Origin of the sequence: Halomonas sp. A020 (genome assembly GCF_027943625.1) — a bacterium.
GTDB lineage: Bacteria > Pseudomonadota > Gammaproteobacteria > Pseudomonadales > Halomonadaceae > Vreelandella > Vreelandella piezotolerans.
Genome location: NZ_AP022850.1, coordinates 1,982,383 through 1,995,204, shown reverse-complemented (window position 1 = coordinate 1,995,204; position 12,822 = coordinate 1,982,383). Strand labels below are relative to the sequence as shown.

The 12,822-nt window shown below is 61.9% G+C and carries 11 protein-coding genes; 6 read left to right on the top strand and 5 right to left on the bottom strand.

The genetic code is table 11. The features are described from left to right. Positions 1-91: 91 nt before the first annotated feature. Both FRH_RS09275 and FRH_RS09270 read right to left on the bottom strand, forming a co-directional pair. The gene (locus FRH_RS09275; protein ID WP_281996746.1) at positions 92-1,114 is read right to left on the bottom strand and encodes a histone deacetylase family protein; all 1,023 of its coding nucleotides are present in this window, start codon (positions 1,112-1,114) and stop codon (positions 92-94) included. Then, positions 1,111-1,803 carry a GntR family transcriptional regulator gene (locus FRH_RS09270; protein ID WP_062373147.1) on the bottom strand — a complete coding sequence of 231 codons (693 nt, stop codon included), beginning with the start codon at positions 1,801-1,803 and terminating at the stop codon, positions 1,111-1,113. The genes FRH_RS09275 and FRH_RS09270 overlap by 4 nt, the downstream gene beginning before the upstream one ends. 212 nt (positions 1,804-2,015) lie before the next feature. Here FRH_RS09270 and FRH_RS09265 point away from each other — a divergent pair, with 212 nt between their 5' ends. From FRH_RS09265 to FRH_RS09240, 6 genes are all read left to right on the top strand, one after another. Next, a complete protein-coding gene (locus FRH_RS09265; RefSeq protein WP_139525079.1) occupies positions 2,016-3,572 on the top strand; it encodes an ABC transporter substrate-binding protein in 1,557 nt (518 codons plus the stop codon). 89 nt (positions 3,573-3,661) lie between these two features. Then, complete coding sequence (locus FRH_RS09260; protein WP_139525078.1) at positions 3,662-4,639, top strand: ABC transporter permease; 978 nt, start codon at positions 3,662-3,664, stop codon at positions 4,637-4,639. Beyond that, positions 4,636-5,469, top strand: coding sequence for an ABC transporter permease (locus tag FRH_RS09255; RefSeq protein ID WP_281996745.1), 834 nt, complete (start codon positions 4,636-4,638; stop codon positions 5,467-5,469). The genes FRH_RS09260 and FRH_RS09255 overlap by 4 nt, the downstream gene beginning before the upstream one ends. A 9-nt stretch (positions 5,470-5,478) precedes the next feature. Then, on the top strand, positions 5,479-7,110 hold the full coding sequence (locus FRH_RS09250; protein WP_281996744.1) for an ABC transporter ATP-binding protein: 1,632 nt from the start codon (positions 5,479-5,481) through the stop codon (positions 7,108-7,110). Positions 7,111-7,145: 35 nt separating this feature from the next. Beyond that, positions 7,146-8,528, top strand: coding sequence for an FAD-binding oxidoreductase (locus FRH_RS09245; RefSeq protein WP_281996743.1), 1,383 nt, complete (start codon positions 7,146-7,148; stop codon positions 8,526-8,528). 25 nt (positions 8,529-8,553) lie between these two features. Beyond that, complete coding sequence (locus FRH_RS09240; RefSeq protein WP_281996742.1) at positions 8,554-9,678, top strand: histidinol-phosphate transaminase; 1,125 nt, start codon at positions 8,554-8,556, stop codon at positions 9,676-9,678. Positions 9,679-9,730: 52 nt separating this feature from the next. Here the strand turns inward: FRH_RS09240 and FRH_RS09235 are convergent, their stop codons facing one another. Genes FRH_RS09235 through FRH_RS09225 form a run of 3 tightly spaced genes read right to left on the bottom strand, consistent with a single transcriptional unit; the run spans position 9,731 to position 12,818 of the window. Continuing rightward, positions 9,731-10,687, bottom strand: coding sequence for a branched-chain amino acid transaminase (locus FRH_RS09235; RefSeq protein ID WP_281996741.1), 957 nt, complete (start codon positions 10,685-10,687; stop codon positions 9,731-9,733). Beyond that, the gene (locus tag FRH_RS09230; RefSeq protein ID WP_281996740.1) at positions 10,684-11,790 is read right to left on the bottom strand and encodes a class II histone deacetylase; all 1,107 of its coding nucleotides are present in this window, start codon (positions 11,788-11,790) and stop codon (positions 10,684-10,686) included. Before FRH_RS09230 ends, FRH_RS09235 begins: the two co-directional genes overlap by 4 nt. Continuing rightward, the gene (locus FRH_RS09225; RefSeq protein WP_281996739.1) at positions 11,787-12,818 is read right to left on the bottom strand and encodes a histone deacetylase family protein; all 1,032 of its coding nucleotides are present in this window, start codon (positions 12,816-12,818) and stop codon (positions 11,787-11,789) included. Before FRH_RS09225 ends, FRH_RS09230 begins: the two co-directional genes overlap by 4 nt. Positions 12,819-12,822 lie beyond the last annotated feature (4 nt).

The following is a 12,822-nucleotide window of genomic DNA, read 5'->3' as shown; positions in this document are numbered from 1 at the left end:
TCGTTTAACGTCCGAAAACGCTATCTTGCCAGACACCTCCAGCGCTTGTCTTACTCTTCTCTAACGTGCGGGGGTCATCTCCAGGTCGCTATCAACGGCGTGCTCGCAACCCCTCAAAAAAGCTCACCGCGTTGGCTTCCAGCCCTTCCAGGTAGTAGCCGCCTTCCTGCACGACCAGGGTGGGCACGTTCAGGCTGGCTACCCTTTGGCCAAGTTCTGCAAACCCGGCGGTAGAGACGGCCACTTTGGCTTGAGGGTCGCGCTCGTAGATATCGAACCCCAGCGCCAGTACCAGCGCGTCGGGTTCGAACAGGCGAATGGCCTGGCAAGCGTCCGCCAACCTATCGAAGAACACTGCTTCTTTTGATCCGTGCGGCATGGGCAGGTTGAGGTTGTAGCCCAGCCCTGCCCCTTTCCCGCGCTCCTCTTCGAAACCGGAGACCGCCGGGTAGAAGTTGGTGGTATCGCCATGGATGGAGATATAAAGCACATCGTCGCGCTGGTAGAAGATCTCCTGTATGCCCTGACCGTGGTGCATATCCGGGTCGAGCACGACGATGCGCGGAAACCGTGCGGTGAGATGCTGGGCAGCAATGGCGGCATTGTTGAGAAAGCAGAAACCACCCGCAGAGTCGATGCCCGCGTGGTGGCCCGGCGGGCGAGACAACGCATAGGCAAAAGGCTCCCCAGCCAGTAACGCCTCCGCACCCGCCACGGCACTTTGCGCCGACCAGTACGCCGAGTGCCAGGTGTGCTGCCCCACCGGCGCGCTGCCATCGGCCAGGTAGCGCGCCGCTTCGGCCAGGATGCCGCGTAGGGCGTTGGGCGAACGCACGAAGATATTGGAGAGCACCTCCTCCCCCCAATCCTCGCCCACCGCCTGCCAGCGCCGATGAGCGCTTTCCAGAAAACGCAGATAGGGCAGCGAGTGCACGGCCCTGATCGGCCCCACGCCGTGATCCGCAGGGCTCCGAATATCAAAGCCCAGCCGCTTGGCAGCGGCCAGCAAGTGCATGGCGCGCTCGGGCACTTCTTGAGGCGTGCGCATTTTGCCCCGGGAGAAGTAGGTCTGCGGATGATGAAGCGCCTGATCCGCGTGAAAGAACGCCTTCATGGTAAGGGGGCTCCGCTGTCGCTCACCCCTTTCACCACGAAATCGCGGGCGACGCCGATGTGGTAATCGATGGCATCGCGGCACGTGGCCGCCTGGCCACTGGCTAGGGCATCCAGCAGCTTGAAATGACTGGTGGCGATGGTGTCGGGGGCTTCGTGGGTCTTGGTGATGAGCGTGATACATAGCCGCAGCTCGTGGGTCAGGTTATCGAAGGCGCGCAGCAGCCGCTCGTTGCCTGCGTAGTGCAACATGAGGCGGTGAAACTGCAGGTCTTCCTCGATACGGCGCGTCCCGTCGTTACTGGCGGCCGCCTCGCACAACACCTCTACTTGTTGCTTCAATGCGCGCTCAGCCTCGCCGCTGTAACGCTCGGCCAAACGCTGGATGGCGTGCCGCTCCAAGCACAGCCGCAGATCGAAGACGTCTTCCAGTTCAACGGCATTCAACGCCCGGACGAAAAACCCCCGCCGTGGTTTCGAGATCAGCAGGCCGCGACTCTCCAGCAAACGTGCTGCTTCACGCACAGGTGCACGACTCACGCCCAGGTCTTTGGAAAGCTGGACTTCTGACAGGCGCTCGCCGGGTAAAAAGTGCTGCTGAATAATCGCTTGCGTTAAGTAATCGGCCACCTGCTCGACAAGGTTATGCTGCTGAATGTAGGTATTGGGTGCTGCTAGCGGAGGGGCCATAAAGTGCACTCTCGATCATTCATATACTGCTCAGTATGACAAAAAAGGGCTCTTTGTCGACGGCCGATTGACGACTGTCGACAGTTTAACCAAGCACTGCTATGGTCAAAGAGGACCTCCAACAAACATCATAATCGGTCTCTACCGTCACGCCTCGCTCGCCTAACGACGACGTAAACACATTACGTGCTAATAACCGAGGAGCAGGAAACATGAAGACACCATTGGCTTTGGCCATTACCGCTGCAGCGCTTGCCCTTTCCACCGCCGCCACTGCACAAGAGCCCCAATCAGGCGGCACCATCGATACGATCATTCAGCCTGAGCCGCCGGGCCTGGTGCTGGGCATGATTCAAAACGCCCCTACCCGCACCGTCGCGGGCAATATCTATGAGGGGCTACTGCGTTACACCACGGATTTAGAACCCATGCCGCAGTTGGCCGAGTCGTGGGAGGTCAGTGACGATGGGCGCACTTACACGTTTCATCTTCGGGAAGACGTGACCTGGCACGACGGTGAACCCTTCACCGCCGATGACGTAGTGTTCTCCGCCGATGTTTTCCACCGTGAGTTGAATCCCAGCGCGCGGGCCGTGTTACAGCATGTGGAAAGCATCGAGGCCACCGATGACCACACGGTGGTGTTCACACTGACGGAGCCATTCGGGCCTTTCCTGATCTCGTTCGAGGCGGGCACATTCACCATGGTGCCCGAGCACCTCTACGCGGGCACCGACTTCCGTAATAACGAGCATAACGACCACCCCATTGGCACGGGCCCGTTCAAGTTTGCCAACTGGGAGCGCGGCACCGTCATCGAGCTGGTCAAAAATGACGACTACTACGAAGAAGGGCTGCCCTATCTGGATGGCGTCAACTGGCACGTGATTCCCGATGGCGGCTCCCGCGCGGTGGCGTTCGAAAACGGTACCATCGATGTCTTGCCCAGCGGCACCGTAGAAAACTTCGATATTCCGCGCCTCTCGGCCATGGATAACGTCTGTATGACCGAAGAAGGCCACGAGTACTTCAGCCCCTTCGCCATGCTGTGGATGAATAACCGTGAAGGCCCGACCGCCGACAAACGCTTCCGCCAAGCGGTCATGTACGCCATGGATCGCGAGTTTGCCAAGGACGTGCTGTGGAACGGCCTGGGCAACGTACCGCTCTCGGCGTTTGGCTCTAACGCGCGTTTCCAACACGACGACCTGGAGCCCTACGATCACAACCCTGAGCGTGCCCGCGAGCTGCTCGACGAAATGGGCTACGACGGTGAGGAGATCACCATCCTACCGCTGCCCTACGGCGAGACCTGGACCCGCTGGGCCGAAGCCGTGCAACAAAATCTGCGTGAAGTGGGTATCAACGTCAGCACCCAAGCCACCGACGTGGGCGGCTGGAACCAGCGCCTGGGCGATTGGGATTACGACCTGGCCTTTACCTACCTTTATCAGTATGGCGACCCGGCACTGGGGATTTCACGCACTTACCTGTCCGACAACATCGCCAAGGGCTCGCCCTGGAATAACGTCGAAGGCTATGAAAACGAGCGCGTCGACGAACTTTTCAACGCGGCCGCCACCGCCTTCCCCGATGAAGAGCGTGAAGCGCTGTATCACGAAGTACAGGAAATTTTGCATGAGGATGTCCCGGTCGGCTGGCTGATGGAACTGGGTTTCCCGACGCTGTACCGCTGTGATGTGAAAAACCTCGTCACCTCGGGCGTGGGGGTCAACGACGGCTTTAAAGATGCTTGGTTAGATCGCTAGGCAAGCCACCCAGGTAGCGCGAGCTGCCTGGGTTTTTTTAGCTATCGCTCGTTAGCTATGTCTCGAAGGTATCCGTCAGGAAACGACTTATGGTTTATGCGCGCCTCGTTCTGATGCGGCTGTTCAAAGCCGTGATTGTGCTGTTCCTCATCGTCATTTTTAACTTTTTACTGATTCAAATGGCCCCCGGGGACCCGGCCGCCATTCTGGCGGGCGAAGCCGGTGCCGCCGACCAGGAGTTTCTCGACCAGCTGCGCGAGCGCTTCGGTCTCGACCAGCCGATGTACGTGCAGCTGTGGCGCTATGTATCGGGTATCGCCATGCTCGATTTCGGCTACTCCTACCGGCTGGGCGTCCCGGTGTTCGATCTGATCATGGATCGCTTACCTGCCACCCTACTGCTCACCGGCACCGCCTTCGTACTCTCGCTGGTGTTGGGCATCGTGGCCGGCTCCATGGCGGCCGCCCGTGTCAAGAAACCGTCCGGCTCGCTGATCATGGCGTTAGCGCTGGTGTTCTACGCCACGCCGCTGTTTTGGGTGGCGCTGATGTCGGTGGTGGTGTTCTCGGTTTACCTGGGCTGGCTGCCCGCCTACGGGCTGTATACCGTGGGCGCGGGCCACACAGGGTTTGCGCTGGTGCTCGATGTGGCTAAACACTTGGTGCTCCCCGCCACCACGCTGGCGCTATTTTTCATGGCGATTTATACCCGCATGACGCGCACCTCCATGCTGGATGCCGCTCAGCAGGATTATGTCAAAACGGCGCGGGCCAAAGGGCTCAAGCCGGGGGTCATTCAGCGCCGCCACGTGCTGCGCAACGCTCTGCTTCCCATCATTACGCTGGCGGGCCTGCAGGCCGGGCAAATGGTGGGCGGGGCGATCCTGACCGAAACCGTGTTTGCCTGGCCCGGTATCGGCCGCCTGATGTTCGAAGCGCTGCAGCAGCGGGACTACAACCTGCTGCTGGGCATTTTCTTCTTCTCGGCGGCGCTGGTCATCGTCTTCAACATCATCACTGACGTGGTGTATCGCCTGGCCGATCCGCGTATCAAGGGGGCGTCATGAGCTTTTTCGCACGCTTTGCGCAGAACCGTGGGGCCCTCGTAGGGCTGGTCATTCTGCTGCTGATGATTGCCATGGCGGTGCTGGCCCCCGTGCTGTTTCCTGAATCGCCCTGGCGCATGGTGCAGCGGCCTTTTTTGCCGCCGCTCTCCCAGGAGGGCTTTTTGCTGGGCACCGACACCATGGGCCGAAACGTGGCGGCGGGCCTGATGCATGGGGCGTGGGTCTCGCTATTGATCGGGCTGGTATCCACCTGCGTTGCTTTATTGATTGGCGTTCCCCTGGGGGCCATTGCCGGTTACTACGGGGGCTTGGTCGACGACGCGCTGATGCGCTTTACCGAGTTCTTCCAGACGATTCCCAACTTTGCGCTGGCCATCGTCCTGGTGGCGATCATGCAGCCCAGCGTCACCTCGATCGTCCTGGCGATTGCAATTGTGAGCTGGCCGCCGGTGGCGCGCTTGGTGCGCGCGGAGTTCATGTCGCTGCGCAACCGTGAGTATGTCGAAGCCGCCCGCTTGGTGGGCCAGTCCAATAGCACGATCATTCTCCGCCAGATTCTGCCCAATACATTATCGCCGATTATCGTGCTGGCCTCGCTGATGGTGGCCACCGCGATCCTGCTGGAGTCGGCGCTGTCATTTCTCGGTTTGGGCGATCCCAACGTGATGTCCTGGGGCTACATGATTGGGGCGGCGCGAACGGTCATTCGTCAGGCGTGGTGGCTAAGCTTCTTTCCTGGTTTGGCCATCCTCCTGACGGTGCTCGCGCTCAACCTAGTGGGCGAAGGACTCGACGACGCCCTTAACCCGAAACTTTCCCGCGAACGCTAGGAGCTCCCCATGACGGATGTCACTACAGAAACGGTCCTCAGCATTCGCGAACTGAGCATTGGCCTCCCGAGAGGGGCCGACCGAGCACTCGCGGTCGAGGGCGTGAGCTACGAGGTCATGCGCGGAGAAATCATGTGCGTGGTGGGAGAATCGGGCTCCGGCAAGTCGATGGCGGCGAACGCCATCATGGGCCTACTGCCCAAAGGCGTGAACGCCACCCAGGGCGAAGTGCTGTTCGAAGGGCAGGACCTGCTCGCTATGACGGAAAAGCAGCACCGCACCCTGCGCGGGTTGAAAATCGGCATGATTTTCCAAGAGCCGATGACCGCCCTGAACCCGCTGATGCGCATCGGCGCACAGATTGCCGAGGTATTCGAAGCCCACGGCCAGCTTACCCCCAAGGAGCGCCAGGCCCGCGCACTGGAACTGCTCATCGAAGTCGGTATTCCGCAGCCGGAGAAAGCCATTCGCGCCTACCCGTTCGAGCTTTCCGGTGGCCAGCGCCAGCGAGTGATGATCGCCATGGCGCTGGCGCTGGAGCCCACGCTGCTGATTGCCGATGAGCCCACCACAGCGCTGGATGTCACCACCCAGGCGCAGATTCTGGAGCTGATTCGCGACCTGCAGCAGCGGCGCGGCATGGCCGTGATGTTTATTACTCACGATTTTGGCGTGGTGGCCGAGATTGCCAGCCGCGTTTGCGTGATGCGCCACGGCAAGATCGTCGAACTGGGCGACGCCCGCTCGGTGCTGGAGAACCCTCAAGACGCCTACACCCAGGCGCTGATTGCGGCCATTCCCAGCAATGCGGTGCCGCCCCACCGCGACATCGGCCATGTAGCGCCGCTGCTGGAAATCAAGGGGCTGCAAAAAGTGTTCCGCTCGCGAGGCGGCTGGTTCAAGCCTGCCCGCGAGGTACATGCGCTGAATGACGTATCGCTCACGCTCGCCCGGGGGGAAACCGTGGGTATCGTGGGCGAATCCGGCTCGGGGAAATCGACTCTGGGCCGCTGCGTGGTGCGCCTGGAGCATCCGGATAGCGGCGAGCTGCTGCTGGACGGCGTCAACCTCTCGCAGCTAAAAGGCGACGCGCTGCGCCGCGAGCGCCACCGGGTGCAGATGATCTTCCAAGACCCCTACGCCTCGCTCAACCCACGCACCAAGGTGGGCATGGCGATTGCCCAAGGGCCGATGGCAAACGGCACGCCGAAGGCCGCCGCACTGAAACAGGCGGGAGAATTGCTCGATATGGTGGGCCTGGGCGCCAGCGCCGTGGAGCGCTATCCCCACGAATTTTCCGGCGGCCAGCGCCAGCGGATCGGCATCGCCCGAGCGCTAGCGCTCAACCCGGAACTGATCGTTGCCGACGAAGCCGTCTCCGCCCTCGACGTCTCCATTCAAGCCCAGGTGCTGGAGCTGCTGGAGGAACTGAAACAGCGCCTGTCGCTTTCGCTGCTGTTCATCACCCACGACCTGCGCGTCGCTGCCCAGCTGTGTGACCGCATCGTGGTGATGCAACACGGCCGTATCGTCGAGCAAGGCAGCGCCGAGCAGATTTTTCTCGCCCCGCGTGAGGCGTATACCCAAGACCTGCTCGACGCCATTCCAGGGCGCGAAGCGCCCGTGGCCGCCACCGCGTGATTGACGAAATGGACACGATAGGCGAAGGAACCCACATGCAAATACCCCTGAAAACGCTGCGTGCCATCGTCGGCGCGCCTCATGTATTGACCGGCGACGATGTGAGCAGTCGGCGTGAGGATTGGATGACCGGTGCGCCCTGCCAAGCAGGCGCTATCGTTCGGCCGGCGGATACCGAACAGCTCTCGGCGGTGATGCACGCCTGCCATGAGTCAAGGCAGCCAATCGTGACTCACGGCGGTTTGACTGGGCTGGTGCACGGCGCCGAAGCATGCCCCGACGAGCTGGTGATTTCCCTCGAACGCATGACGGCCATCGAAGAGATAGACCGCGTGGGCGGGACGCTGACCGTGCAAGCAGGAGCACCGCTGCAGCGGGTACAGGAAGCCGCCAGAGAGGTGGGCCTACAGTTCCCGCTGGATTTGGGCGCGCGGGGCAGTTGCACCATCGGCGGCAATATCGCCACCAACGCCGGGGGCGTGCGGGTGATTCGTTACGGCATGATGCGCCAACAGGTGCTGGGGCTAGAGGCCGTGATGGCCGACGGCCGGGTGGTCAGCTCCATGAACCGGATGCTGAAGAACAACGCCGGGTTCGATTTAAAGCAGCTCTTCATCGGCAGCGAAGGCACGCTGGGGATCGTTACCCGCGCCGTGCTGCGCTTGCAGCCCCCGACGCCTTTTGAACAAACCGCCATGGTCGCCTGCCCCTCCTTTGAAGCGCTGACAGAGTTGCTCAGCCAGATGGGGAAAGCGCTGGGCGGCAGCTTGGGCGCTTTCGAAGTCATGTGGCAGAACCACTACCGTTTGCTGACGGAAACGCTTGGCCGCCACGCTCCACCGATTGCCCCTGAGCACCCTTTCTATGTGATCATCGAATCGCTAGGCAGCGACGCCGAGCGTAACGCTACCCAGTTTCGTGACGCCTTGGAAAGCGCGCTGGAGAGCGAACTGATCGTCGATGCCGTCCTGGCGCAGTCGAGCACCCAGCGCGACGGCCTGTGGGCGATACGCGAGGATATCGAAGGCCTGGTCAAAGGCCTTGCCCCCGTATTGACCTTCGATGTCAGCCTGCCGATTGCCGAAATGCAGCGCTATACCGATGCGCTGGAAGCGCAGTTGACCCAACGCTGGCCCGACGCACGACTGGTGGTGTTTGGTCATTTAGGCGATGGCAACCTGCATATTTCCGTCAGCGCGGGCAGTGCCGAGCTGTCGGTTCGCCGCGAGGTAGAGGCCATGGTCTATCGACCGCTGGCCGCGCTGGGCGGCTCGGTCTCTGCAGAGCACGGTATCGGCCTGGAGAAACGTCCCTGGCTCAGCACCTGCCGCTCTACCGAGGAAATCGACCTGATGCAGACGCTAAAGCACGCGCTTGACCCATACCGGCTACTGAATCGCGGTAAGATTTTAAGTTAACCACTTTTATAGTTAGGATTCGCCCATGTCCTCGCATACAACGCCCCGCTACCCCGCGCACCTTACAGGCGAAGGTCCCCACAACCCTTTCCCGGGCATTAAAGTGCTGGAGCGGAAACTTGGCCGGGAGCTTCCGCACCGGCTGGGCTCTAACGAGGGGTTAGACATGCCCCACCGCGCCCTGCGGGAGCACTTTGGCGACGCGGTGGCACAGCACGTGTACTGCTATGGCGATGCCGAGGCCTTGGGGGTACGCCAGCGCTTGAGCGCACAGCAGAACATTCCGCTGGAGCATCTGCTGGTGGATGCCGGTGCCGATAGCCTGATCGCCCTGGCGCTGCGCACCACCTGCACGGCGGGCGATGCGGTGGTGAGCACCGCAGGCACCTACCCCACGTTTGGTTACTTCGCCCAAGGCCAGGGCTGCCGGTTGATCGAGCCCAGCTACCATGAAGCCCCCGGCGTGCTCGCCCCGGATTTAGAAGCGCTGGCAGCCGCCGCCCATCAAGAAGAGGCGCGGTTGGTGTATCTAGCGAACCCCGATAACCCCAGCGGCCACCTGCATAGCGATAGCGCGATTCTCAAGCTGCGCGAGGCGCTGCCGGAGGCATGCTGGCTGCTGCTGGACGAGGCCTACGGCGATTTTCGTGACGACGCGGGCAGCGAGTTCCTCGGCAAGGCGCTGCCGGGTGTGATTCGCCTGCGTACGCTCTCCAAGGCCCACGGCCTGGCCGGCATGCGTATTGGCTACGCGATTGCCGAGCCCGACGTACTGGCGATGATGATGAAAGTGCGTATTCACTACGCGGTGTCGTCGTTCACCCAGGCGGCGGCTGAAGTCGTGCTCGATCACCCCGACGAAGTACGCCAGCACATCGAAGCGGTGAAAGCCCGCCGCGAGCAGCTGGCGCTGCACTTTATCGGCCTGGGGGCCGACGTGCTGCCCAGCGCGACGAACTTCGTCGGCATTCGGCTACCCAGCGCGGAGTTGGCGGCGGCGGTGCATCAGGAGCTGTTGGCCGAGGGCGTGCTGGTAGCCCGCCTCGCCCACCCGGAATTGGCCAACGTGATCCGGATTACAGCGGTCGAAGACGCGTTGGCACCCGGCAGATTGGCCACGCTGGAAAAAGCGCTTCAGCAGCACGGCTAGCGCCGTTTGCCCCGGTGCGATGCCGGGGCGATTAAAAAGCGATCAGCCACCGTTATGCCGGTGTTAGCCAGTGCCGGTAGGCGTCTAACTCGCCGCGCACTGCTTGGCGATAAAGATGCTGCAGCTGGGCCGTCACGCTATTCGCCGCCATCGGCTCGCTAAGGGGCGGCGCCCCGGCGCGAGTGCCGATTCTGCGCCCATCCAGCTCTCTTAGCGGCAGAATTTCGGCGGCGGTGCCGGTCAAAAATGCCTCATCGGCGGTGTAAAGTTCGTCGCGGGTAATGCGCCGTTCTTTGACTTCGATGCCCAACACATCCCGGGCCAGTTGAATGACGCTATCTCGGGTGATGCCCTGCAGGCAGGAGGTCACTTCCGGGGTGTGTAGCACGCCATCGCGCAGTAAAAAGACGTTCGCCGCCGAGGCCTCGGCCACATAGCCTTCGGGGTCGAGCATGATGGTTTCATCAAAGCCCGCTTTGACTGCCGTGTTGAGCGCCAGCATCGAATTCACGTAGTGGCCGCTGGTTTTAGCACGGCAAAGGCTGATGTTGACGTGATGGCGCGCCCAGGAAGAGGTCAAGGCGCGCAGTCCGTGGGACGCTGCGTGCGGGGAAAGGTAGGGCCCTAAATCCCAGGCGGCAATCATGACATGAGTGGTCAGCCCTTGTGCACGCAGCCCCAGGCCTTCCGCGCCTAGAAACACGGTGGGCTTTAAATAGGCGCTGCTTAGCCCGTTTTTGGTCAGGCTCTCACGCTGAGCATCGATCAGTTCGGCTTCGCTAAACGGCAGCGGAATATCCAGCGCGTGGGCGCTTTCCACTAGCCTTCGCGTGTGCTCCGCCACCCGAAACAGCTGCGGGCCTTGCGGCCCTGCGTAGGCGCGCACGCCTTCAAAACAGCCCATGCCATAGTGCAGCGTATGGGTGAACACATGCACTTTGGCGTCCCGCCAGGCCAGCCACTGGCCATCCTGCCAAATCCAGCCGTCACGATCATAAAGCGGTGTCATCGGGTCATTGTCTCCCACTGTCGTTGCCAGCCATCGATGAGCGCCTGCTGATGCGGCTGCAGCGCTTGGTAGCCCCAGGCGGCAATTTCGTCGTTTTGCGGGTCGAACACAGCCGTGTGACTGCCCGCGAGGGTTTGGATCACCGCGTGACCGCAGAGCGGCACATAACCTTCGGAGTAGCCGCCCTCATGCACCATCACCAGCTTGCCGTTGCAGCAGCGTTCTGCCACGGCCATGACGTGGGCCGTCATGGTGGCGAAGGCTTGGCTGTTGAGCAGCATCTTGCCGAGCGGGTCTTTGGCGCAGGCATCATAGCCACAGGCCACCACGATCAGGTCGGGGGCGAACGCTTCCAGCGCTGGCAGCACCAGCGTTTCCATGGCATACGCATAGGCCCCCAGGCCACAGCCAGGAGGCAGCGGCAGGTTCAGGTTGGCGCCTATCCCGGCTCCTTCGCCCTGCTCATCGAAACCACCGGTGTCCAGCGGGTAGTTGGCCGCTTGATGTATGGAAACGGTGAAGACATCGGGGTCGTGATAGAACGCCGCCTGCTGGCCGTTGCCGTGGTGAACGTCCCAATCGAGTATCGCCACGCGCTTGACTTGGCCAAGGGCGCGAGCACGCAGCACCGCCACGGGAATATTGCCCAACAGGCAGAACCCTCGGCCCTGGTCGGCTTCGGCATGGTGGCCCGGCGGGCGGCACAGCGCATAGGCGTTAGCCACCTCGCCCAGCGCCACGGCCTCCACAGCGGCAATGGCCAACCCTGCTGAGCGCGTCGCCGCCGCCCAACTGCCCGGCATGTAAGGCGCGCAGTCGCCGCCATTGCCGCCCTGGGCATTGTCTCCTGCCTGCAGTTCATCCAGGTAGCACGGGGTATGAAAACGCTTAAGGTCGGCCAGCGTGGCAGCGGGGGGCTTGACCACGTGCAGCTCGTCGATCAGCCCGCTGACTTCCAGGATATTTTTCAACCGCCGCTTACTCTCGGGGCTTTCCGAGGCGGCTTGGGGCTGCAGAAATTCGCCCGGCGCAGAGAATACGCCGATGGCACCCTGATCGTGCCAAAAGCAGCGCTCGTGCCAATAGAAACCGGTGCTGATCATACGTTAAACCCCTGCATAAAGGCCGCCAGGTTGGCGCTTAAATGCTCGGTGGGGTAGCCACCCTCCTGTACGATGACCGTGGGTAGCGCGAGCGCTCGCAGGCGTTTTCCCACCTCGATGAACGCCTCGGTTTCCACGTTGAGGCCCGCGAGCGGGTCCTCTTTATGGGCATCGAGTCCGAGTGCCACCACGACGGCATCCGGTTCAAAGCGCTGCAGGTGGTCGATCAGGATCGCCAGGGCATCCAAATAGACCTCGCCATCGCTGCCCACCGGCAGAGGGAGATTGACGTTGGCCCCTACACCTTCATCGCTGCCCTCTTCGTCCGCGCCGCCCCAGAAAAAGGGATAAAAATCACTCGGGTCAGCGTGCAGCGAGCCTGTCCATACGTCGCCCCTGGCGTAGAAAATATCCTGGGTGCCGTTACCGTGGTGCAGGTCCACATCGATGATCGCCACCTTGGCAAAACGTTCGCGCAGCACGGTGGCGGCCAGCGCCGAGTTATTCAGCAAACAAAAGCCGCCAGCCCGCTCCGGCCCGGCGTGATGGCCCGGCGGGCGGCATAGCGCATAGGCAACTTCCTCCCCCGCCAGCACGGCTTCAGCGGCTGCCTGGGCAGTGGCGGCGGAGGCCAGTGCGCCTTGAAAACTGGTCGCGCTAAGCGGGCAAGCCATATCGTGCAGGTGCCAGCCCGCTTGCCCAATGGGATGGCGGGGATAGTGGAAGCCGCCGCCGCAGGGGTGAATATTGGGTGCCACGAACTCGGCGGCATTGGGCAGCGCCTGCCAGCGGGCGTAGATCGTTTCGAGAAACGTCAAATAACGCGGCGTATGAATCTGCTCCAGGCGTTTACGCAGCGTGGGAGAGTCTGACTCCACTGGCGCAGTGAGCACTAAGCCAGCCTTCGCTAACCCCTGCGTTAGCAGCTCGGCACGCACCGGGCCCTCTGGCGAGGCGGCGGGCTGGCCACGTAGCAGGAAGGTAGGCGGCGCATGCATCGCTTGGTCAGGGTGGTAAAAACACTTCATGAGT

Excerpts from the sequence above, each read along its gene's own strand:
- FRH_RS09260 (WP_139525078.1), top strand. The coding sequence starts at position 3,662 with ATGGTTTATGCGCGCCTCGTTCTGATGCGGCTGTTCAAAGCCGTGATT.
- FRH_RS09265 (WP_139525079.1), top strand. The coding sequence starts at position 2,016 with ATGAAGACACCATTGGCTTTGGCCATTACCGCTGCAGCGCTTGCCCTT.
- FRH_RS09230 (WP_281996740.1), bottom strand. The coding sequence starts at position 11,790 with ATGATCAGCACCGGTTTCTATTGGCACGAGCGCTGCTTTTGGCACGAT.
- FRH_RS09255 (WP_281996745.1), top strand. The coding sequence starts at position 4,636 with ATGAGCTTTTTCGCACGCTTTGCGCAGAACCGTGGGGCCCTCGTAGGG.
- FRH_RS09240 (WP_281996742.1), top strand. The coding sequence starts at position 8,554 with ATGTCCTCGCATACAACGCCCCGCTACCCCGCGCACCTTACAGGCGAA.
- FRH_RS09270 (WP_062373147.1), bottom strand. The coding sequence starts at position 1,803 with ATGGCCCCTCCGCTAGCAGCACCCAATACCTACATTCAGCAGCATAAC.
- FRH_RS09225 (WP_281996739.1), bottom strand. The coding sequence starts at position 12,818 with ATGAAGTGTTTTTACCACCCTGACCAAGCGATGCATGCGCCGCCTACC.
- FRH_RS09275 (WP_281996746.1), bottom strand. The coding sequence starts at position 1,114 with ATGAAGGCGTTCTTTCACGCGGATCAGGCGCTTCATCATCCGCAGACC.
- FRH_RS09245 (WP_281996743.1), top strand. The coding sequence starts at position 7,146 with ATGCAAATACCCCTGAAAACGCTGCGTGCCATCGTCGGCGCGCCTCAT.
- FRH_RS09235 (WP_281996741.1), bottom strand. The coding sequence starts at position 10,687 with ATGACACCGCTTTATGATCGTGACGGCTGGATTTGGCAGGATGGCCAG.
- FRH_RS09250 (WP_281996744.1), top strand. The coding sequence starts at position 5,479 with ATGACGGATGTCACTACAGAAACGGTCCTCAGCATTCGCGAACTGAGC.